Genomic DNA, 21,496 nt, shown 5'->3' on the forward strand with positions numbered 1-21,496 from the left:
ATGGGGCATTTTATGTCGCAGGCGCCTGCGTTTGCCCGGACTGCGGGTCAAGCTCGGGCGGCACCGGTAAATTCACGGGCCGATCCGGCTCCTCAGCCATTCCCTGCCGGTACTGCTGTAATTGATAAACCCAGGCCAGCACTTGGGCAACGGCAGCAAACAGCGCTTCCGGAATGGGCTGTTCCAGCTCGACATTGGCATACAGGGCGCGAGCCAATGCCGGCGCCTCCAGCTGCACCACATTATTTTCTGCGGCAATTTCACGGATTTTACGGGCAATTTCTCCGGTACCCTTGGCAATCACCAGTGGCGCGCGGTCTCCGTCCTGCTCATATTTAAGTGCCACAGCATAATGGGTCGGGTTGGTAACCACCACATCCGCATCGGGAATACTGCTCATCATGCGATGACGTGCCATTTCACGCTGTTGCTGGCGAATTCGGCCCTTGATATGCGGATCACCCTCGTTTTCCTTATGTTCACGCTTGACTTCTTCTTTACTCATGCGCAGTTTTTTGGCATGTGAATACATTTGCCAGGGCACATCTATAAGTGCAATCAGCAACAAGGAGCCAATAATGGTAGCGCAGCAAAACAAAACCATCCCCAGCCCTTTGGCCAATGCCATTGGCAGGGACAAATGAGACAGGGCGAGCATTTGTGGCAAATACGATTTGATAACCATTATCCCAACGCCACCGATCAAGGCCGCTTTCAGCAGGGTTTTCAGCAACTCAATCCAAGTTGAGGCACTCACCATGCGCCCCAGTCCCTTAAACAGATTCATGCGCCCAAAATTGGGGGTAAGGGCCTTGCTTGAAAAAACCAGCCCCCCCAGCGCCACCGACGAGCCGATGGCAACCACCACCAAGATCACAAACAAGGGAAACAAACCTGTCAGGGCATGTAAAAAGCTGTCCAGCATGGTTGGCGCAAGGCTTTCTACCGCACTTTTGAGCGTCCAATCAAAGTGCATGGTGGTTCGCATAATATAAACCAGCCGCCCATACAAAAAACCGCCACTGACCCAAAGTGTCATGGCACCCGCCAGCAAAATAAGGCAGGTATTGAGCTCTCGCGAGCGCGCAACCTGGCCCTCTTCCCGCGCTTTGTTTAATCGTTGCGGGGAAGCGGCTTCGGTTTTTTCAAGGTCGCTATCTTCTGCCATGCTGGTAGGTACGGTTAAATGGCGCTATCCGGAATGAGCGCATTCTAAACTGCCACTAGTGTAACGGGTTTGACCGCACGGCAATTGGAAGAGTAAGGGAAGAAAAACCCGCCTTAATGCCTGTTATGGCCAGGATAAGGCAGGTAAAAAAGCATAATGGTCTTCAAAAACCCAGCTGGGCCAGCAAATCATCCACCTGCTGCTGATTTTGCACGGTTCCACCGTTTTCTTTATGCTCGACAACAGGACCATTCAGCAAGGCGTTTTCCGCCTGGGCTTCTTTATCCATTTCCTGACTGTATTTTTCGGGCATGTACTCAATCAGGACCTGCACCAGCTCCTGCTCGATGCGATCAAGCAGCACCGTCAACTTGCTGGCCACCTGGCCGGTCAAATCCTGAAAAGCCTGAGCCGTAATGATGTCAATCAAGGCGGTATCAACCGGCCGGATTTCCTCTTTCACACCCGACAGGAAGGCCTGGATATTTTTGGCCAGCTCCACAGGCAACTGGACCTGTGGCTGCTCAACAGGCTGCATGGCCTGCACCAGTTCCTCAGACAGGCTGACGGCACTCGCTTTCAGGTGCCCCAGTTGGGATTGGGCCAATTCCGCGCTATTCAACACATCATTGGCGGCCTTTTCGGTCAGGGACGTAATATATCGAATACGGGACTGGGCATCAGGCATGGCCTTGGCAGCCGCCTGAACACTAGGTTCAAGACCCAGTTCACGCAGGCTGTCACGCAACAAACGGGTAACATGGGCAATCCGGTCATACACCGGTGCTTCATCCACCGTATTTCCGTTTTCCGGTAAGGCTTGTTTTGAATCGGTCATTGTTTTAATCCTTTTCAGACTGTATTACGATCCATCCGGTGTTTGGCATTTTCAGGCGCCCATGCGACGCTTGGCTTTCTCAAACACCTTATTCAGGTTTTCTTCCAGTGTCGCTGCGGTAAAGGGTTTGACGACATAACCGTCTGCACCCGCCTTGGCGGCGCTCACAATGTTTTCACTTTTAGCTTCTGCTGTCACCATCAGGACGGCAATCTGTTTGAGTTTTTCATCGGCCCGGATTTCCTTGAGCATGGTCAACCCATCCATGACAGGCATATTCCAGTCGGAAACCACCAAATCATAACCGGATACGCCATTACGTAATTTACCCAGCGCCTGCGCACCATCCTCAGCCTCATCAACGCTTTCAAACCCCAAGTCTTTCAAGAGGTTTTTAACAATACGACGCATGGTCGGAAAATCATCAACAATCAGAATCCTGATATCTTTATTCATACTGCATTTATCCTATTTTTAGTATTCAACATTGCATATTATCGCTTAAGCGGCAACTGCACTTTGGCCAGCCCCTTGAAAAGCCGTTCGCCAATTTTCTCAAGCGGCACCGCTTCATCGGTAGCACCAATATTCATCGCCTCACCGGGCATGCCATATACCACACAAGTGGCTTCATTTTGCACAAAGGTATCGGCACCGGCTTTGCGCATTTCCAACAAACCTTGGGCACCATCCTTACCCATACCGGTCAATATGATACCAGTTGCTTTTTTTCCTGCTTCTTTAGCCACACTGGAAAACAGGACATCCACCGATGGGCGGTGACGGTTGACAGGTTCGGACTCGATCAACACGGTCCGGTAAACACTGCCAGACTTGCGAATGGCCAGGTGAGCCACACTGCCGGGGGCCAGATACACATGGCCACTTTCCAGCATCTCGTCACCTTTTGCCTCATGAACGGTTAACGCACATGTGCGATCAAGCCTTTGCACAAAGGAAGCGGTAAATCCTGCCGGCATATGCTGGGTAATCACTATAGGTGGGCATTCCCGTGGCAAACCCGTCAAAACCCTGGACAATGCTTCGGTTCCACCGGTGGATGAACCGATTGCCACCACCCAGTCATTCCTGACATTACTGACATTGCCCGCTGTTTTAATGACCGGCACTTCCTGACCGGGCATTACATATTGCTTCAAACGGGCCCGACTGGCCGCCCGGATTTTTTCAGCGACTTCATGCTGGTAAGCCTCCAGGGTTTTGCCTGACTGCGCATTGGGTTTGGAAACGATTTCAACAGCACCCAATTCAAGCGCCCGCAAAGAGATGGCAGAATGTTTCTGGGTTAAGGAAGAAACCATGACTACAGGCATCGGACGCAGGCGCATCAAGCGCTCCAGAAAATCCAACCCGTCCATTTTGGGCATTTCCACATCCAGCGTAATCACATCGGGATTCAATTGTTTGATCATATCCCGTGCCACCAGCGGATCAGGGGCTGTACCCACTACCTCCATATCCGGTTCGGCATTAATTACCTCTGTCATAATCCGACGCATCAGTGCCGAATCATCAACACACAATACCCGGATCAACCCTTTTTTCAACTCAGTCATATTTCTTCTTGCTTTAAAACTAACGATTATTGCGCTGGTATACAGTTTGTCCCAACAGGGTGAACTGATCTGTGGTCGATGCCAGGGTTTCTGAATGGCCAATAAACAATAAGCCACCCGGCTTCATTGAACGCGCAAAATTTGCCACCAGACGCACCTGTGTCTCGTGATCAAAATAAATCATGGTATTGCGACAGAAAACCACATCAAACATGGCAGGCTTTGGCCATGAAAACGACATCAGGTTCAATTCGGAAAACTCTATTCTGTCGCATAAGGCCGGTTTGACTTTAGCCTTGCCTTCAAATTTATTATTGCCTTTGAGAAAATGCCTGCGCAGGCGTTCTTCGGAAATTCCCGTTAATTTGTCAATACTGTAAATGCCTGCCTTGGCCCTTTGAATTGCCTGACCATCAATGTCTGTGGCCACAATCCTGGGGCAAGGCGTCTGCTCACCCACTATTTCATTTAACACCATGGCAATGGAATAGGGTTCTTCTCCGGTAGAGCAGGAAGCACACCATATGGCACAATTGGTGCGGTGTTTTTCTATGTACTTGGCCAGAATTTCAAAATGATGCGGCTCCCGGAAAAACGCAGTATGGTTAATGGTAAAGCAATTGATAAACGCTGGCCAACCGGAATGATCCTTGTTGTTCCCCAGGGAATCCAGAAAATCGTCAATGGTCACAAAACCATACTCTTTGCGCAAACCCTCAAGCAACCTTTCGCTTGATTTCATCTTGTGCTCGCCCACGATGATACCGCTTCTGTCATGAAGCATTTTCAAGGCACGCTTATAACTAGTCTCTGTCCAGGCCGATCGAGTCAGGGCATCCATGGTTACGTCTCATGGTTAAGGTCACTTAAGGTCCAGTGTTCATGATCAATCAGTTTTTCAACATCCACGATTTGCAATAACTGGTCTTTGTAAGTGGTCAAACCAATTAAATAAGGGGCAGGATTATTCACACTGGGAGGTGGCTCGATCGTGTTTTTGGCTATCAGCTCCACATTTGACACACTGTCCACCACAATACCCACAATACGGTCAGACAATCCCAGAATAATCACCACGGTTTGCGGAGTGTACTCGACTTCGCGGACTTTCAGTTTAATACGAAGATCTATGATGGGAATAATTTGCCCACGCAAGTTGATCAAGCCCTGTATATACGAAGGCATATGTGCCACGCGTGTCACATTTACCGGCTGATACTCTCTGATTTCCTGGACTTTCAGAATATCAATGGCAAACTCCTGGCCATCGACACAAAACACCAGACAGTGATAATTCAGCTCATCTTTTTTTTCCTGGCTCATGCTTAAACTCTCTCTTGTTGTAGTACGGGGCTATTGAATCCCGCACCGTAAGGCATCAATCCAAACTTGTTTTGCTCAAGAATGGCAGCCGCATCCAGAATCAGGGCAACACTGCCATCGCCCAAAATGGTGGCCCCGGACACACCCGGTACCCGTTTGAAATGCGTTTCAAGGTTTTTGACCACGATTTGATGCTGGCCCAGCAACTGGTCAACCGCCAGCGCATACCGGCTTTTGCCCACCTGCAAAACAGCAATAATGGATTTTTGCAAATCACGCTCTGTATGTGGAATCGAAAACACTTCCCACAAATTAATAATGGGCAAATGCTCTCCCCGCAATAACAGCAAGGCCTTGTTTTCCTCAAGAATACGGATCTGGTCGCTGGCAGGTTGCAGACATTCAACAATATGGCTCAGAGGAAGCACAAATCGCTCTTTACCTGATTGCACGGTCATGCCATCCATAATGGCCAGCGTCAGGGGCAGCGAAATCCGGATGGTTGTGCCCTTGCCCTTTTCGGACTCGATCTGCGTCAGGCCACCCAGTTCCTGGATATTACGCTTGACGACATCCATACCGACTCCACGACCGGACACATCCGTCACTTTTTCCGCAGTAGAAAACCCGGCTTCGAAAATAAGCATGAAGGCCTGATCATCGGTCATGTTATGCGAGGCGGGCAGACCTTTTTCAATCGCTTTGTTAATTAACTTTTCACGATCCATGCCTGCGCCATCATCGATTACCTCGATGATGATGCGGCCACCTTGGTGTTGCGCACTGATGGTAATTTTCCCCACGGGGTCTTTATCGCACGCAATCCGTTTTTCAGGCATTTCAATGCCATGGTCAAGACTGTTGCGAATCAAGTGGGTCAAGGGATCGATCATGCGCTCGATCAGGCCTTTGTCCAGCTCGGTGCCACCGCCCTTGGTAATCAGTTCGATTTGCTTGCCCAGTTTGCTCGCGGTCTCCCGCACCAGCCGTGGGAAACGTCCGAACGCATAATCCATGGGCATCATACGCAAAGCCATGATTGCTTCCTGAAGGGTCCTCAAGGCACTGCCCATATGCTCGATATCCTGTATCAGGGAAGCATGTGCAATGGGATCCAGTGACTGGTTGGCCTGCATCAGAATGGATTGGTTAATTACCATTTCACCCACCTGATTGACCAGCTGATCCACTTTCTGGATGGGTACACGAATCGTGCCGCTTTCTTTGCTGGCCGCTGCGGCTTTGGGCACCGCCTGTTTTACCGGTGCCTCACTAACGGTTTTTGCCGTCAGGATGGGTGCCGGAGCAGTCGTGGACACCGCGACAGGCGAAGACGACGAAGTTGCCGTGGCCAGTGCTGGAGCGGGTGCTGGAGTTACCGCCAGCTGTTCCGGAGCCTTTATGGAAGGCTGTTGTGCAACAGGCTTGTCTTCTTCCACTTTAATTTGTGACTCATCAATCACAAAGCAACATACGGCAATAATGTCCTCGGGCGGCAAGGCAGAACTTAACCAGTAATAATGTTCATTGCCCGAACTGGATTGCCGGATATGGGTTCCCATGATGCCCAATTCATTATGCAAGGACAAACGGTCTTTTTCCGACACATCCATCAAGGTGACCTTAAGCAGTTTTTCCCCTTCAGGGATGACAACTTCCGGCGTGGCTTGCGATGTCGTTTCAGGCTCTGCCACCGGTGTTTTTGACTGCGTACTCTTTTCAATACCCGACTCAGCCTGCTCTGGCACAGACGAAGTATCAGTTTGTGCCAGGACCGGTTTTGCCTCGGCAGACTTGCCTTCGCCCAGTTGCTGCAACATGACCAGCAATTCATGTGCGCTTTCGCTGCCAGGTTCACGTTGTTCCCGATAAGCCTGCACCAGGTCCCACAACACATCTTTGGCTTTTAGAAAAACACTGATCGCCTCATGCGTCAGGGGCATTTTCCCGTTGCGCACCAGGTCAAGGATATTTTCCAGCTTGTGCGTTGTGCTGACCAGATCATCAAAAACCCCAAAAGCGGCAGCCCCCCCCTTGATGGAATGGGCACAACGAAAAATCGCATTCAGTGATTCGTGATCAGGGGATTCTGGATCCAGGGACAGCAGGGTCTGCTCCATACCCTGGAGAAGCTCTTGGGCCTCATCAAAAAACGTATCATGAAACTCACTTAAATCTGGGCTGCTCATATACCTGTCTGTCACTGATAAAAATTGTTGTGAAGAATACTCCTGAGATCAATTTCCGTCTCAACCGCTTTGGTCGATGGACCTGGTTTGGCCGTGTCGGAGGAATTCCCGGAGCCGCTTTTACTCACAGACGAAACCTTGTTACCCGGGTTTACCTTTGCTGGAGGCATTCCCTGCTTTGCGATGATTCCCACCTTACCGACACCATCATCGACTTCCTGATTGACGCTTTTGACAGGAGCCGCTTTTTTTGCCGGTGCGGCTTTCGTTACCGGTTCTGCTTTCTTGGCTGGTACGGCTTTCTTCACCGATTCTGCTTTCTTCACCGGCTCTGTTTTTTTAGCCGGGGCTGCTTTCATGGCGGGCTCTACTTTCTGCGTTGAAGCCGATTTCTTCCCGGAAGCCGCTGTCTTGTCAGAAGCATTGTTGGTTGAAGGAGTTGTCTTCGCTGGCACTGCTGGTTTATCTGAAGCGGGCGAATTTTCAAATGCCTTGTCTACATTAACGGCAGGATTTTCAATTTCCTTGGCTTCCCGGGAAAAATTCCGGTTTTTATTTTGTGACACCGGCGATGTGGTTGAAACCTGCTCTGGCAGCGATGAAGGAGGAATGGCTGCCGTTGCGGTTCCCACTAAAGACCCGACAACCGTATCTGCCGTCTGCCACAAAAGACTGTCCTGTTTACTGGCAGGAGATGGCATGATTTTTTCAATATCATAACCACTGTCACCCAAGCCCTGAACCAGCTGAACCACTGTCTCAGGCTGAGGTTGAGGTTGAGGTTGAAGTTGAAGCTTAGGCTGATCGACCTCTGTCTGACTGGGCCCTGACTGAGCAGCAACCAACGGCATAGCAGCCTCCTCCTGGCGCACTGACACCACGCTTTGAGGCGGCACGGGCAGCTGACGGGGCGATAATTCAGGGGTCTTTTCTGGTGCCGTGACCAGGGTGGCGGAATTAACCGAAGGAGAAAGACTTTGCACGTTACCCAGGGACGATTTCTCAGGAATGCTGGTATTTTCTTTTTCCTGTTTCAGCCTGGCATCCAGATCTTCCTGCTTCAGAGCCGGCGATGCATTCATTTTATCAAGCACCTGCTCTGCCCTATGATTGAGCACCACAATGCTGATACGCCGGTTGATGGGTGAATACGGATCATCCTTGACCAGGTTGATGGTTGAAGACAGGCCCAATATCCGTCTGATCTTGCTTTCAGACAGACCATTATTCACCAGTGCCTGCCGGGCAGAGTTCGCCCTGTCGGCAGACAGCTCCCAATTACTATAGGCATGTTCACCAGTGACATATTGCGTGGCATCGGTATGACCGCTGATGGATATCCCATTAGGCATATCATTAAGCAATGGAGCCAGCTCTTTAAGGATATAAACCATTTCGGGGTTAAGCCGTGCACTGCCGGTGGCAAACATGGGCTGTTGCTGGTTGTCCAGAATTTGAATACGCAAACCCTCTGGCGTCATGTCCATAAGCATCTGCGGCTTGAAATTTTTCAGGGTCGGATTATTCTCAATTTGCAAATCGACACTGCGTTTCAGGTTTTCCAGACGTTCGCTATCTTCACTTTGCTCGCTACGGTTAACCTGCGGAATCAAGGCCCCAATATCCGGCAAATTGCTTTGGTTGGGAATGGGAGATGCTGTACCCCCGCCTGGAATCACGTTTCTGCTGGCTTGCTTATGAGGATCACCCGTGACAGCTGAAATCAGCGGCCGCCTGAAATAATCGGCCAGATCTTTAAGTTCGCTTTTGGGCACCAGCGACAGAATCCACATCACCAGAAAAAAAGCCATCATGGCAGTCATGAAGTCTGCGTAAGCAATCTTCCATGATCCACCCGAATGCCCTTCATCATGTGAAGGGCGTTTTTTCCGGACGACTATACGTGGGGCATTACCTGACATACTGTATGTTTACTTGGCTGACTTGGATAATTGAACCTGTTCATCAAGCTCCGCAAATGAGGGACGAACGGAAGAGAACAGGACTTTACGGCCAAACTCGACCGCGACAGCCGGCAAATAGCCGTGCATATAGGCCAACAAAGTCACCTTGATACACTCTAATGTCTTGACGCTTTCATTGTTACGGCGCTCAATCGCATCAGCCACCGGGTAAACAAAGCCATAAGCCATCAAAATACCCAAAAAGGTACCCACCATTGCCTTGGAGATCAGGTCACCCAAAATGGCGGGGGGCTGGTCAATGGAGGCCAGTGCTTTAACAACGCCCAAAACGGCAGCCACAATCCCAAATGCAGGAAGAGCGTCCCCTACGGCTTTGAGACCTTTGACCGGGACGTTCATTTCATGGCGACACGTGTCAATTTCTTCATCCATGAGCTGCTCAAGCTCAAAGGCACTCATGTTACTGCTAATAATCATCCTGAAATAGTCACAGATGAAATTCAGCACCCTTTTATCTTCAAGCACCATGGGAAACTGACTGAAAATATCACTTTCCTCGGGTGCCTCGATATGAGATTCAATGACGTTTTTACCTTCGCTTTTAGCTTTTCGGGTAATGACAAAAAGGCATGCAAGAATTTCCAGATACAACGCCTTGTCATATTTGTTTTTTCTGAAAAGCCGCACCAGGCTATTACCCAATTGCTTGATGGAGCGCATGTTGTTGGCCGCCACATAAGCACCCAGTGCCGCACCACCAATCAGAACCAGCTCGAGCGGCTGAAAAAGGGCGCTAAGGTGCCCCCCCATTCCGACGTAGGCCCCAAACACACAAATTAATACAATACCGTATCCAATGACGACTAACACGCTAGCCCCTTACCCGTATCCGAAGACACCAAAACTGACCAAAATACCATTTTACGGGCAGGGCGTACAGGCCATTGAATAGAACAGCCCGCAAAAACCGGCTTACTTCTGCATTTAGCCGCTCTTAACCCTGCATATTGTTGAGCACGCCAATGGACTGCTTCAGTTCCTGTGCCTGCTGACCCAACTCAACGGAGGTCTGCGACAGGACCTGAACCATGGCCGAATTCTGGTGTACGGCATGATCCATCTGATTGACGGCCAGGTTGATTTGTTGCAGCCCGCTGGACTGTTCAACCGAAGCAGTGGAAATTTCAGCCATGATATTGACCATCCCCTGCACCGAATCCATGATTTCCTTCATCACACTGCCCGCCTCTTCTGCCAGACGGGAGCTTTGTGTGACATCCTCTACCGAAGCCAGAACCAGTGCCTTGATTTCCTTGGCGGCATCTGAGCTTTTTTGCGATAAATTACGCACCTCGGCAGCCACCACCCCAAACCCGCGTCCAGCCTCACCGGCACGCGCAGATTCGACACTGGCATTAATCGCCAGGAGATTGGTCTGAAATGCGATATCTTCAATAATTTTGACAATGCTTTCAATTTTTCTTGAGCTGTCGTTCATTTCTTCCATTGAACGCACGACCTGATTGACTTTGTCACTACCATTTTCCGCCACCCGCAAGCCTTCCAGGGCAATCGAGTTGGCCGAACGCGCATTCTCGGCATTCTGCTTGACAGTGACCGTCAGCTCTTCAAGGCTGGCTGCGGTTTCCTGCAACGAGGCCGCCTGATCTTCCGTTTGCATGGCCAGCGTCTGGCTGTTTTTCTGCAATGCAGTCACAATTCTTGAGTTTGCATCCGCCCCAACCATGACCTCACCACTGATGCCAATAAGCGCCTTGCGCATCATATCCAGGTAGTAATACAGCTCACCCATCTCGTTTTTGGGAATGGAATTGACGTTATTGTTCAGGTTGCCAGCAGAAATCTGGCGGATAATATCGGCAGCACCATCAATGGGCTGTTTGATATCCCTGGCCATTTTCAGAGACAGCAACACAATGGATAAAACAAACAAGGCCATGATTCCGAAGAGGGTCGGGTTACCACCCGGCAATTGGGTTTGGGTGGCAACCAGCCATGTCGGGAACAACATGCCTATGACAGACAACATGGCTGCCCGCATCAGGCCAGGTGCAAATCCTTTCTGTAAAATGCGGCCTGCCCCGGCAAAGATACGACGGATTCCCAAGGGCACTTTGCGCCCCTGTTTGATCGTATAGGGTATTTTCTCGCCATTGTTGATCTGCCTGTACAGGGCTTCGGCCTTGGCAATACTCTCGGGATCCGCCTTGACCCTGACCGAAGCATAGCCTGTTACCTCACTACCCTGAAAAATAGGCGTCACGTTGGCCAGAACCCAGTAAAAGCCACCATCCTTGCGACGGTTTTTAACCAGCCCCGTCCAGGGCTTTTTGCTTTGCACGCTTTCCCACAAATCCTGGAATGCCAGCTCGGGCATATCCGGGTGACGAATAATATTATGCGGCTTGCCTATCAACTCTTCCCGGGTAAAGCCACTTATTTCAACAAAAGCCGGATTACAGTAAGTGATACGCCCTTTTAAATCGGTTTTGGAAATGAGGTACTGGTCATCCTGGACTAAAGTTTCAATATCGTTAACAGGCAAATTCTTACGCATGATTTGGGCAATCCATTCAGGCTGTTTATGTCAGCCAACAATTGTTAATAGTTTTCGGTGCTGCATGTTCATTAACGTCAATAAATGACATTAATTTAATTTTTTTAAAAAACAGGGCCGCACCCCTGCCCCCTTGAACGACACTGCAACCAAGGCAAAGGCAAGCCACCAAGACGGGGCCGACAGACAGAAGATCGACTAAAACTTGCCGTAATAAGAAGCGGTTGCCTGTTTGTTAAGCATGCCCACAATTCTGGCTGGCGGCTTGCACATGACACAGACAAAACCACTTTCCAACTCATGCTTGTGGGTAACAAAAGCCGTACTGCACTGTGAGCAGGTGGACATTTGCATTAAATCGCTTTTAAAGAATCGAACCAGCATCCAGGCGCGGGTAAAACTCAACACCGGCTCGTTGCTTTGTTCATCCCAAGATCGTTGTACCTCATCATGTTCAAGATAAAGCGTATAGGCTTCAATAATCGCCTGTATCCCCTGGGTATCAGTATGACTGACCAGATTAAGATAAATGCTGTAAAACAGGGTTGCATGAATATTCTGGTAAAAAGACATGAACCAGTCGGTGGAGTATGGCAACATACCCTTGGGCGGAGAGCGGTGATGAATCTCATGATAGAGCCGGGACAGCCGATCACTGCTTAAATCGGTTTCCGCCTCGAGCACTTGCAAGCGTGCCCCCAACTGGATCATCTGGCTGGCCAGAGCAATGTCCATACCATCTTTCAGAACACTTTTTGGTTTTGCCTTGGCCGTCACTGTTGCCTTGGCTTTCACCTTTTCTCTCACCGAGATGCCTCCTGCATAACACGATCAGGCTTCTGCTGTGCCAACATCATGGAGGCCTGTACCTGCTTAAGGGTACCGTTCATACCATCTTTAGTAAGAGCTCCCAGCAATGCAATATCATTCAGGCGGAACCCGCAAATAAGGGAGTTTGAAGATGCCAACGACAATACCTGCGAAGTGCTTAAATCCATCAACAACTCGGCGACCTCCCTGCCAAGTCCCAAACGGTACATTCCTTTGGAAAAATCATCTCGCAACATGCGTTGAGCCAACAGTAAATAAGACAAGTTAACTTCTCTTAACTCATTCACCAGGTTGGTGTCCTGCATAAAGGGAGACTGGCCAATACTAATCATTCGTAGTCACTTATTAAATTTATTCGGAAACACAAGCAAAGTCATAACCGCATCGTTGATTATAGTCTTGCCAATTTACAAATTACTTGCACGCTTCTGAACTCATTGTTAACAAACCAGATAAACAAAAAGTTAATTAACAAAGCTTCCATCATAAAAAAGAATTGTTATTTTTTATGAATCCTGCGGTAAACCCTAGATGACAAAATAATAAATTTGTGTTTTATTAATTGTCTTGACCACCGAATTATGCCTGCTTAATACAAAAAAACAAGAATGGCTTTATAAAAATCGTGTTGTTATAGTCAATTAAGTAACGTTTCTCGCCCTCAAAAAACACCCTAATTAATAATAATTACTCCAATAATGAAAATTTGAGATTATTTAAAAATCTGTGTTTTTAGGATCCAGATCTTTAGCAAATGAAAAAATGAATTATATGAAAATATTTTTTACAAAAATAAAAACATCAAAATTTACATTTCCTGAAATTCAAGTGAATTATTATGTTACAAATTTGAGCACTATTTTGTTGTTTTAAAAATAAATATCTTTTATTCAAATCATTTGATTAGAATGTTTTTTGATAAAAATCCCATGATTTCTATTACCATCAATCACAATAGCCACATTCCCCACACGCCTACATCCTTCTAAATTCCACATTGTGAAATTATGACCAGTTATTTCAGCACCATACAAAATGGCACTTTCTTGATATAGATCAATGCAAAATAATTGTAAGTAAAATAGCACACAAAATGTAAATTCACATCAAGTTCAAAACACGATTATCAAGAACATTATTTTGAGTGTCATCTGGCATTCCCACGCAGAGCATGGCAATGCATACGCACAATTTAAAAAGCATAAAATTTGCATTTAAATATGGGCACTTACACTTAGTCCATAGATCTTGACAATGAATAATAGAGTGCGTATAAATTTAGTTGGAGTCGCAGTCTGTAGCACAACAAACATAATCACTATCAGGTATCACCAGTTGTATCAGCCACATAGGAGACAAACCATGGCTAATAACAGTCCTGCAAAAAAACCTTCCGCACCCCCACCACAAACCGAATCACGCCGTAAATTCCTGGGCACGGCGGCAGCCGGTACGGCCGCTGCCGTAGGCATGGGTTTCCCGGCCATTGTCAGTGCACAAACCCCCACCAGTTTCCGCTTTCAAAGCACTTGGCCAACTGTGGATATTTTCCACGAGTACGCCCTTGATTTTGCTAAAAAAATCAATGACATGACTGGCGGAGAGCTTAAAATCGAAGTTCTTCCGGCTGGTGCAGTTGTACCTGCCTTCGCCTTGCTCGATGCCGTTTCCAAGGGAACCCTGGATGGCGGACATGGCGTACTTGGTTATAGCTATGGAAAACAGAATGCGCTTGCCCTGTTTTCTTCCGGACCCGCCTATGGCATGGATGCCAATATGTTGCTTGCCTGGTTTAAATATGGTGGCGGTAAAGAATTACTGGTCAAGCTGTATGACTCTATTGGTGGCAATGTCGTTTCCTTCCTGAGCGGCCCAATGCCAACACAGCCACTGGGCTGGTTCAAAAAGCCCATTGCCAAAGCAGAAGACCTGAAAGGTCTGAAATTCCGCACCAACGGTCTGGCCATTGACCTGTTTACCGCCATGGGAGCTGCCGTTAATGCCCTGCCGGGTGGTGAAATCGTACCCGCCCTTGATCGCGGGCTGTTAGATGGCGCTGAATTCAACAACGCTTCTTCCGACCGTTTGCTTGGCTTCCCCGATGTTTCAAAGGTATGTATGCTGCAAAGCTTTCACCAGCCCTCCGAAACCTTTGAGATCACCTTCAATAAAGATAAATATAATGCACTGCCAGACAAAATGAAGGCCATTATAGAAAACGCGGTAGAAGCCGCTTCGGCCGATATGTCCTGGAAAGCCATAGACCGTTATTCACAAGATTACGTCAAACTGAAAGCCGAAGACAATGTCAAGTTCTACAAAACGCCAGACGCCATTCTTCAGCAGCAATTAACCACTTGGGACGATATTGTCGCCAAAAAAGCGGAAAGCAATCCCCTGTTCAAGGAAATTGAGGAATCACAGCGGGCATTTGCTGAGCGGGCGGTCAGTTGGGACATGGACACCAACAATAACCGACGCATGGCCTATAACCATTATTTTGCCCGGCCAGCCGCCAAAAAACCCTAAAGCCGGGGCTTGTTCTCTTCTGTAAACGCACTAGACGTTTACGGCACTTTCATGTCACTTTCATTCTTCCCAAGCGTGAAAGTGACATCCATGGATCAATACTGCCAGGCGAATTCGTATGCGAAAAATATTGCGCTTTATTGATAAAGTCAACACATTAATTGGCCAACTATTCAGTTGGTGCGCCCTTATCCTCACGCTTTTTGTTACCTACGAAGTTTTTTCACGTTATGCATTGCATCAACCCCATGCCTGGGCATTTGATGTCATGAACATGCTATACGGTGCACTATTCATGATGGCCGGTGCTTATACGCTAGGAAAAAACGGCCATGTTCGCGGTGATGTCCTGTATGGTTTTTTTCCGGTTCGCCTGCAGGCCAGCCTGGATCTTATCCTTTATTTTCTTTTTTTCTTTCCCGGCATTATTGCCCTGGTTTGGGCAGGTTACAACTACGCCTCCGAATCGTGGGTGATCAATGAACACTCCACCATTACGGCCGATGGCCCTCCTATCTATCCATTCAAGGCCATTATTCCCATTGCCGGTTTTGCCTTGTTTTTGCAAGGATTTGTGGAAGTCGTCAGATGCATCATGTGCCTGAAAAAGGGGCAATGGCCATCACGGAACATTGATGTGGAAGAGGTTGATGTTGATAAGCTGAAAAACATGGTTCATGTTTCAACGCAAGACATTATTCAAGCAGATGAATACATAACAGATAAAAACAGGAATCAACCATGAAAAAAGAAGCCTGGTTCGGACTTACCATATTATTTGGCATTATTATCACCTTGGTTATTTTCATGCCCGCCCCGGCGGATATCACTAATGGGCATATGGGCTTGCTCATGCTGGCCCTGATTGTTGTGGCCATCATGCTGGGGTTCCCCACCGCTTTTACCCTAATGGGCATGGGCGTTGGCTTTACCCTATATGCCTACCAGGATATGGGCACACGGCTGGCAGTGGAACAAACGCTTGACTTGATGGTTCTGCGCACCTACGCCGTTATGACCAATGATGTCCTCATTGCCGTGCCTTTATTCATTTTCATGGGGTACCTGGTTGAACGCGCCAACCTGATTGAAAAACTTTTCAAAAGCATGCATCTGGTCATGGCTCGCATACCCGGCTCTTTGGCGGTTGCCACCATTATTACCTGTGCGGTTTTTGCCACGGCCACCGGCATTGTTGGCGCAGTGGTAACTTTAATGGGTTTGCTAGCCTTGCCGGCCATGCTGAAATCCGGTTATGACGTTAAACTTTCTGCCGGTGCCATTACCGCTGGCGGATGCCTGGGCATCATGATTCCGCCTTCGGTACTATTGATTGTGTATGGCGCTGTTGCGGGCGTATCAGTAGTCAAGCTGTATGCCGCCGCCTTTTTTCCTGGCATTATGCTGGCCGTGCTTTATGTTGTTTACGTCATCATCATGGCCAAACTCAACCCCAAGCTGGCTCCTCCTTTGTCCGAGGAAGAAAGACGCGTTTCCCTGCCCGATTTTGCCGAAAACATTAAAAATTCCATCAGCAACAAAGCCCTGCCGGGCCTGTTAAGTGCCCTTAAGGGCAAGCGCAATGTTGACATACCGGCAAAGTCCCTGCTGTATCAGCTTTTCATCACTTTATTGCCCGCCATCGTTTTCTTTGGTGCCATGGGTATCACCTATACAATAGTCACCGCCTCTGCACCACAACAAACCAATGAATTGCAAGAAATGGGATTTGGCTCCTTTGATACCCTGTCTGACAGTTACGGCAGTGGCCTGGCTGAGCCCCCTGGCGCGGGTGGGCTGGCTGAGCCACCCGGTGCCCTGAATGAGCCCCCCGGGGCAGAGCCAATGGCACAAGCCACCGCAGAAGAGGTTACCACCACTGAAACCTTAATCGCTGACGAACTGGGCAGAACCAGCGCCCCCATGACTTTCTGGATTATTTTCTTTGCCGCTCTGGTCATGCTGTTTATCTTTTATGCATTTTTTACCTTTGCCCGGCTGGAAATTTTCAAAATGCTCCTGGCCTCCTTCTTCCCACTGGCCATTCTTATCCTGGCTGTCTTGGGCAGCATTGTGTTTGGCTTTGCCACACCATCCGAAGCGGCTGCCATGGGGGCATTTGGCGGGTTATTGCTGGCCTTTGCCTACCGGCGACTGAATATGTCCATGCTCAAGGAGTCCATGTACCTGACGGCAAAAACCAGCGCAATGGTATGCTGGCTCTTTGTGGGTTCCAGTATTTTCTCTGCCGCTTTTGCCCTGCTCGGTGGCCAGGAAATTATCAACGCCTGGGTATTGTCAATGGATTTAACGCCTGTTGAATTCATGATAATGGCGCAAATTGTTATTTTCCTGCTGGGCTGGCCACTTGAGTGGACAGAGATCATTGTGATCTTCATGCCCATCTTCCTGCCTTTGCTGGCTCATTACAATATCGATCCACTGTTTTTTGGCATTCTGGTTGCCCTCAACCTGCAAACCGCTTTCCTTTCACCCCCAGTGGCCATGTCCGCCTTTTACCTGAAAGGCGTGGCGCCACCACATGTGACCCTGAACCAGATATTTCTTGGCATGCTACCGTTTATGGGAATTCAGATTTTTGCACTCATTCTGCTTTATGTATTCCCGCAAATTGGTTTGTGGCTGCCCGAGGTTTTATACAAATAAACCGTCCTACTCCCAAACTGCCTTGATACCGCCTTTACGGCGGTATTTATTTTTTTGTACACCATCAACTCACAACTTAAATATCCGCAATTGCCCGCAGGAATCCTGAAACAGGTATATCCATCTGCCGCATAACTTGTATAATTGCCGCATTAACAGAAAGGATACTGATGAAGCAAACCATCACAGAAGTTGACAACATGGAAAACGAAGCGTTATTTTGTCCGGTAGCCACCACTACCTTCATTAAAAACATTAGTGATGACATTTATCCTTTGCTGGAGCTCGCCTCCAATGAACCGGATAGCGCTGCAACCCCTTTGCTCAAATCCATTACGGTTTTACTTTGCAACTACTGGAAAGCCTTTTATTTCAACCTGGGCCAGGAAGCACTTGTCCATCTGGTCGATACCATCCCTTCATCCGCACACCTGCCCCTGCCCATAAAGCAAGCTATTGCCCGAGACATTCTGGACAACAAAGATAAACTGGCGATTTGGTCACTGGCCGATGATCAATGGCGTGATCATGTTGCCAATTACTTCAATTACGAAGTATCCAATAGAATATTCAACACCTATCCAGCTGGCACCCGACAACTGGATCATTACTTTCAACAATTAACCGGGATCGAACAGATTTCCAGTTTCTGGCACTGGGAAAAAGATGAATATCCCTTTCTCCATTCTGCCTGTTCAGTTGAACAAGCCTGTGACATTCATGAACAACTCATGCTATTGCCCGAAGAAATAAGCAATCAGGAAGACCTTGCTTACCTAAACTACCATACCGTATGCGAATATTACGCCCACACTCTGGGTCTTGCCATCAAAACCCAAACAGCCATCAAAGCACTGCTTGACGTCCATCACTCTGACAGACCGGATACCTGATCATCCTCAGCGGGCTTTACCGGATCAATGAGAGTGACCCCGACTTGGTTACTCCTGAGCCGGAATGGCATAAGTACCCACCGCATGCGCCACAGCCTGCTCACCCCCTTCTGAGTAAATAAAAACATCACCCATCGCCAGCGTTCTGCCCAACTTGATAAGTCGGCACTCGGCAATCAGGTCTTTATCGGGTGCCGGCTTTCTTAGAAAAGACATATTCAGATTAGTGGTAACGGCCAACGGAACAATCCCGATTTCACCCAAAATGGCAACATACAAGGCAACATCGGCCACGGTCATTAACGAAGGCCCTGATACGGTGCCACCTGGCCGCAGATCTTCATAACTGACCGGCCATTTTATCCTGGAAAATCGTTCACCAACGCTTTCCACAATGCATTTATTCTGTGGAAAATCATTTTTCAGGAAAGTGATAATTTCTTCTTTTGAAGCCACGCTGTTATCTCCTGTATTTTTATATCCATTCAAGCACATGAATACCAAGGGTTTCCGGACTTTCAGATGAAAATGTCAAATATCATTAATATTAATGACATCAATAATGAATACCCGGAAATTTGATTTACATTCTTGCTTATTGACTTAAGCTCGGATTTGAGGTTTTCACAAATCATATCAAGGCCTCATATTTCATTGATGCAACGCGAACCCCCCCCCCAAGAAAATGACATTTACACCCAAAGAAAACATCATCACATATTTTAATTTCAAGATAAATGTTCCAGAGGGCTACAAATATTTGGCCATTGATAAAAATGGTACCTTGTTTGCTTATCTTAATAAGCCCACCTGGAATAAAGCAACCACTTCCTGGGTGCCCAACCTGCTCAGCAACCAGCTGATGGAGTTTCTGGAAGTTGGTATTTTTCAATCCAGTCGCATCGCGCCCGAATACAGTTTGGTGAAAATTGCCTAAACGCCGGCCCTGTCTTTCCATTTACGCCCGGTACATGAGCTCTTTCTTTATCTTGAAAAAAATATCAAGACACTCGATTATTCATTATCAAAATCATCATTGAAATCTTCCTGCCGGGCTTGATTTCTGATGCCTTGCACTTCATCCCGTTTCTTTTTTATGTGATACACCGACAGGACTGCATGGGCAACCATATCCAGAACAGGCCTGGGACCATCCTGAGAATCCCATACCCGTGGTGTTAGAGAACCAGCCACCGAAACGCTGTCCCCATCCTGCAAGGCCAGCAACTGCGTGCAGGCTTGCTGGTTAAAACAAATAATATTTACAAATATTGTGTCCTGTTCAGTGGTCGCCCGTACCTTGGCCGTCACATATGAACCATTCTTACCCTGCCCCTGCCTGGGCTGCCCGAATATTTTTCCGGTGATCAATCCATCAATCATTTTCTGATTCCATCTTGCTGAATAAATTTATCATTATCACAAAAAGTGCTTATGCGATCATTGTGAAACTTGTGCATTGATCATACCTGTTTATTCACTTGTGTTTTCTGTCTTACCTGAAATAAAAAGATATAAACCCCAATCATTTCAAAATAAAACAACTCCCAAATAAAACTTTAAATTTCGATGCTTTTTCTTGTTTAATACCTCTATGAGCTTGATTTATATCAATATAAAAAACACATAAACACACTTAGAATAGAGGCTACACCGTAGTCGGCTAACACCGATATTTTTAAGCGGACCATGATTTTTCATGTGTCCGTTCTTTTTATCCTGGCTTACCTCTTCATTCCACCTCCTGAAATCTTTACTTACCATTAAAACTTCCCTATTATTTCCATATATCGGTTCCTCTTCCTGGTCATCCCGTTTTTCTTCACCAGGATTTTTCGAAACAGTGCGGTATCTGACCATGCATCGGGCGGGCCTGCACCAGGAAATACATTATGAAAATCACACGATATCTTGTTTTAGGTGTACTGGCGCTTTCCGCCTGTGCCTCCAGCCTACCCGTTGAAATGGCTAACCCCGCTTCAATGTTGTGCCAACAAAAAGGTGGCAAAGTAATTATCAAACAAGGAACAAATGCCCAATACGGAATCTGTCAATTTCCAGACGGGACAGAAGTTGACGAATGGGAGTTTTACCGTCAACACTACCAGGTTACCAAAACCCCCTGAAGCATAATAAACACCCCCATCAAGTGGCCTCCGGTCACACTTGATATACACTGCTTATTAACCTGCCGTTATATGGCAGATTTCACACTTTTATGAGGCAATACTCTATGACACGTTATATCTCCTACGAAAACATGGACGGCATGACTGAAAAACTGACACTGGATCCAAGTGATCCTGTGCCGCAAAATATTCTTGAAATCAAAAAACTGCTAATAAAAAAGCTCGAAATTGATCCCACCGACCAAACCGCGGCGTCCCCCAAAACCCCTGAAGAACTAATTGATGAAGCCTTGGATAACGCCAATATTCCAGTATCAACCATCAAACTGGTTATTAATTGAATAAGTCCTGCCACATTCCCCCTCTAAGCCTTACAGATTAGGTGGTGGTTCCTCCTGACAAAAGCCTTACTTCGCGCCAGTTGTCTTACTGGCGCACTAAGCTCTCTTCCTTTACCCAGCCAGCCTTTCATGCGTATTTTTTCGGCATAAAAAACAACAATCGGCAACCTTGAATCAGCCCCCTTGTCCATCTGCCGAATCCCCCGCCCTGTCGCAAAGCCCGTTAATTCTTATTTATAGCAAACAAGTCTTTCTTTATGATTTATTTTTATATAAAGACTATAGAGAAAGTCAGAAAAAGCGTATAGAGTATAAATAAAATTTTTATCCTTTATTAGATAGTATGAATTTTAATTATATGCATAACAATTATTTATATATAACTGTTTCTTATAACATTAAAGTTCATCACACCTTTCAACGATCGGACTGATGCCTCCCATTTTCCTTTATACATTGAACACAAACGAAAACTGAACATCTTCCCGTGGTTTTTATGATGAATATG

Annotated in this window: 21 protein-coding genes; 7 read left to right on the forward strand and 14 right to left on the reverse strand. The window is 47.4% G+C overall.

The window, feature by feature from the left end; genetic code table 11:
- Positions 1-10 precede the first annotated feature (10 nt).
- The 12 genes from flhB to flhD form a co-directional block, all read right to left on the reverse strand.
- The gene (gene flhB / locus HCX92_RS10460) at positions 11-1,168 is read right to left on the reverse strand and encodes a flagellar biosynthesis protein FlhB (RefSeq protein ID WP_169294911.1); all 1,158 of its coding nucleotides are present in this window, start codon (positions 1,166-1,168) and stop codon (positions 11-13) included.
- A 163-nt stretch (positions 1,169-1,331) separates the two neighbouring features.
- The gene (locus HCX92_RS10465; protein WP_169294912.1) at positions 1,332-2,006 is read right to left on the reverse strand and encodes a protein phosphatase CheZ; all 675 of its coding nucleotides are present in this window, start codon (positions 2,004-2,006) and stop codon (positions 1,332-1,334) included.
- A 51-nt stretch (positions 2,007-2,057) separates the two neighbouring features.
- On the reverse strand, positions 2,058-2,462 hold the full coding sequence (cheY, locus tag HCX92_RS10470; RefSeq protein WP_169294913.1) for a chemotaxis response regulator CheY: 405 nt from the start codon (positions 2,460-2,462) through the stop codon (positions 2,058-2,060).
- A gap of 38 nt (positions 2,463-2,500) precedes the next feature.
- A complete protein-coding gene (locus HCX92_RS10475) occupies positions 2,501-3,574 on the reverse strand; it encodes a chemotaxis response regulator protein-glutamate methylesterase (protein WP_281421613.1) in 1,074 nt (357 codons plus the stop codon).
- 28 nt (positions 3,575-3,602) lie between these two features.
- Positions 3,603-4,424, reverse strand: coding sequence for a protein-glutamate O-methyltransferase CheR (locus tag HCX92_RS10480; RefSeq protein WP_169294915.1), 822 nt, complete (start codon positions 4,422-4,424; stop codon positions 3,603-3,605).
- Positions 4,425-4,426: 2 nt separating this feature from the next.
- Entirely contained in the window at positions 4,427-4,906 is a 480-nt protein-coding gene (locus tag HCX92_RS10485; RefSeq protein WP_169294916.1) for a chemotaxis protein CheW, read from the reverse strand.
- A gap of 2 nt (positions 4,907-4,908) precedes the next feature.
- Complete coding sequence (locus HCX92_RS10490; protein WP_169294917.1) at positions 4,909-7,095, reverse strand: chemotaxis protein CheW; 2,187 nt, start codon at positions 7,093-7,095, stop codon at positions 4,909-4,911.
- An 11-nt stretch (positions 7,096-7,106) separates the two neighbouring features.
- Entirely contained in the window at positions 7,107-9,017 is a 1,911-nt protein-coding gene (gene motB / locus HCX92_RS10495; RefSeq protein WP_169294918.1) for a flagellar motor protein MotB, read from the reverse strand.
- Between the two features lie 9 nt (positions 9,018-9,026).
- Positions 9,027-9,890: a flagellar motor stator protein MotA gene (gene motA, locus HCX92_RS10500; RefSeq protein ID WP_169294919.1), complete on the reverse strand. Its 864-nt coding sequence runs from the start codon at positions 9,888-9,890 to the stop codon at positions 9,027-9,029.
- A 124-nt stretch (positions 9,891-10,014) separates the two neighbouring features.
- Positions 10,015-11,598 (reverse strand): PAS domain-containing methyl-accepting chemotaxis protein, encoded by a 1,584-nt coding sequence (locus HCX92_RS10505; RefSeq protein WP_169294920.1) that lies wholly within the window; start codon positions 11,596-11,598, stop codon positions 10,015-10,017.
- A 198-nt stretch (positions 11,599-11,796) separates the two neighbouring features.
- Positions 11,797-12,405, reverse strand: a complete 609-nt coding sequence (gene flhC / locus HCX92_RS10510; protein ID WP_371808413.1) for a flagellar transcriptional regulator FlhC — start codon at positions 12,403-12,405, stop codon at positions 11,797-11,799.
- On the reverse strand, positions 12,402-12,761 hold the full coding sequence (gene flhD, locus HCX92_RS10515) for a flagellar transcriptional regulator FlhD (RefSeq protein ID WP_371808414.1): 360 nt from the start codon (positions 12,759-12,761) through the stop codon (positions 12,402-12,404). The genes flhC and flhD overlap by 4 nt, the downstream gene beginning before the upstream one ends.
- 1,030 nt (positions 12,762-13,791) lie before the next feature.
- Here flhD and HCX92_RS10520 point away from each other — a divergent pair.
- The 4 genes from HCX92_RS10520 (at position 13,792) to HCX92_RS10535 (ending at position 18,518) form a co-directional block, all read left to right on the forward strand.
- Positions 13,792-14,958 carry a TRAP transporter substrate-binding protein gene (locus HCX92_RS10520; protein ID WP_169294921.1) on the forward strand — a complete coding sequence of 389 codons (1,167 nt, stop codon included), beginning with the start codon at positions 13,792-13,794 and terminating at the stop codon, positions 14,956-14,958.
- A gap of 118 nt (positions 14,959-15,076) precedes the next feature.
- Positions 15,077-15,703, forward strand: a complete 627-nt coding sequence (locus HCX92_RS10525) for a TRAP transporter small permease subunit (RefSeq protein ID WP_169294922.1) — start codon at positions 15,077-15,079, stop codon at positions 15,701-15,703.
- Positions 15,700-17,625 (forward strand): TRAP transporter large permease subunit, encoded by a 1,926-nt coding sequence (locus tag HCX92_RS10530; RefSeq protein WP_169294923.1) that lies wholly within the window; start codon positions 15,700-15,702, stop codon positions 17,623-17,625. Before HCX92_RS10525 ends, HCX92_RS10530 begins: the two co-directional genes overlap by 4 nt.
- A gap of 170 nt (positions 17,626-17,795) precedes the next feature.
- Positions 17,796-18,518 (forward strand): hypothetical protein, encoded by a 723-nt coding sequence (locus tag HCX92_RS10535; RefSeq protein WP_169294924.1) that lies wholly within the window; start codon positions 17,796-17,798, stop codon positions 18,516-18,518.
- Between the two features lie 48 nt (positions 18,519-18,566).
- On the opposite strand, the gene HCX92_RS10540 is transcribed toward HCX92_RS10535, so the two are convergent.
- Complete coding sequence (locus HCX92_RS10540) at positions 18,567-19,013, reverse strand: PaaI family thioesterase (protein ID WP_211182365.1); 447 nt, start codon at positions 19,011-19,013, stop codon at positions 18,567-18,569.
- A 190-nt stretch (positions 19,014-19,203) separates the two neighbouring features.
- Between HCX92_RS10540 and HCX92_RS10545 the strand changes: the two genes are divergently transcribed.
- Positions 19,204-19,455 (forward strand): hypothetical protein, encoded by a 252-nt coding sequence (locus tag HCX92_RS10545; RefSeq protein WP_169294926.1) that lies wholly within the window; start codon positions 19,204-19,206, stop codon positions 19,453-19,455.
- A 77-nt stretch (positions 19,456-19,532) separates the two neighbouring features.
- Here HCX92_RS10545 and HCX92_RS10550 read toward each other — a convergent pair whose 3' ends face one another.
- Positions 19,533-19,901, reverse strand: coding sequence for a single-stranded DNA-binding protein (locus HCX92_RS10550; RefSeq protein WP_169294927.1), 369 nt, complete (start codon positions 19,899-19,901; stop codon positions 19,533-19,535).
- Between the two features lie 509 nt (positions 19,902-20,410).
- On the opposite strand from HCX92_RS10550, the gene HCX92_RS10555 reads away from it, so the two are divergent.
- Both HCX92_RS10555 and HCX92_RS10560 read left to right on the forward strand, forming a co-directional pair.
- Positions 20,411-20,644 (forward strand): DUF333 domain-containing protein, encoded by a 234-nt coding sequence (locus HCX92_RS10555; RefSeq protein WP_169294928.1) that lies wholly within the window; start codon positions 20,411-20,413, stop codon positions 20,642-20,644.
- Between the two features lie 107 nt (positions 20,645-20,751).
- Entirely contained in the window at positions 20,752-20,988 is a 237-nt protein-coding gene (locus tag HCX92_RS10560; protein WP_169294929.1) for a hypothetical protein, read from the forward strand.
- Positions 20,989-21,496: the final 508 nt, after the last annotated feature.

The organism is Advenella sp. EE-W14 (genome assembly GCF_012923605.1).
Taxonomy (GTDB): domain Bacteria; phylum Pseudomonadota; class Gammaproteobacteria; order Burkholderiales; family Burkholderiaceae_B; genus Advenella; species Advenella alkanexedens.

Coding starts and splice junctions, on each gene's coding strand:
- flhB (WP_169294911.1), bottom strand. CDS start 1,168: ATGGCAGAAGATAGCGACCTTGAAAAAACCGAAGCCGCTTCCCCGCAA.
- HCX92_RS10490 (WP_169294917.1), bottom strand. CDS start 7,095: ATGAGCAGCCCAGATTTAAGTGAGTTTCATGATACGTTTTTTGATGAG.
- flhD (WP_371808414.1), bottom strand. CDS start 12,761: ATGATTAGTATTGGCCAGTCTCCCTTTATGCAGGACACCAACCTGGTG.
- HCX92_RS10540 (WP_211182365.1), bottom strand. CDS start 19,013: ATGTGCTTGAATGGATATAAAAATACAGGAGATAACAGCGTGGCTTCA.
- motB (WP_169294918.1), bottom strand. CDS start 9,017: ATGTCAGGTAATGCCCCACGTATAGTCGTCCGGAAAAAACGCCCTTCA.
- HCX92_RS10520 (WP_169294921.1), top strand. CDS start 13,792: ATGGCTAATAACAGTCCTGCAAAAAAACCTTCCGCACCCCCACCACAA.
- HCX92_RS10555 (WP_169294928.1), top strand. CDS start 20,411: ATGAAAATCACACGATATCTTGTTTTAGGTGTACTGGCGCTTTCCGCC.
- HCX92_RS10485 (WP_169294916.1), bottom strand. CDS start 4,906: ATGAGCCAGGAAAAAAAAGATGAGCTGAATTATCACTGTCTGGTGTTT.
- HCX92_RS10550 (WP_169294927.1), bottom strand. CDS start 19,901: ATGATTGATGGATTGATCACCGGAAAAATATTCGGGCAGCCCAGGCAG.
- HCX92_RS10505 (WP_169294920.1), bottom strand. CDS start 11,598: ATGCGTAAGAATTTGCCTGTTAACGATATTGAAACTTTAGTCCAGGAT.
- HCX92_RS10480 (WP_169294915.1), bottom strand. CDS start 4,424: ATGGATGCCCTGACTCGATCGGCCTGGACAGAGACTAGTTATAAGCGT.
- HCX92_RS10560 (WP_169294929.1), top strand. CDS start 20,752: ATGACACGTTATATCTCCTACGAAAACATGGACGGCATGACTGAAAAA.
- HCX92_RS10465 (WP_169294912.1), bottom strand. CDS start 2,006: ATGACCGATTCAAAACAAGCCTTACCGGAAAACGGAAATACGGTGGAT.
- HCX92_RS10545 (WP_169294926.1), top strand. CDS start 19,204: ATGACATTTACACCCAAAGAAAACATCATCACATATTTTAATTTCAAG.
- HCX92_RS10530 (WP_169294923.1), top strand. CDS start 15,700: ATGAAAAAAGAAGCCTGGTTCGGACTTACCATATTATTTGGCATTATT.
- cheY (WP_169294913.1), bottom strand. CDS start 2,462: ATGAATAAAGATATCAGGATTCTGATTGTTGATGATTTTCCGACCATG.
- HCX92_RS10525 (WP_169294922.1), top strand. CDS start 15,077: ATGCGAAAAATATTGCGCTTTATTGATAAAGTCAACACATTAATTGGC.
- HCX92_RS10535 (WP_169294924.1), top strand. CDS start 17,796: ATGAAGCAAACCATCACAGAAGTTGACAACATGGAAAACGAAGCGTTA.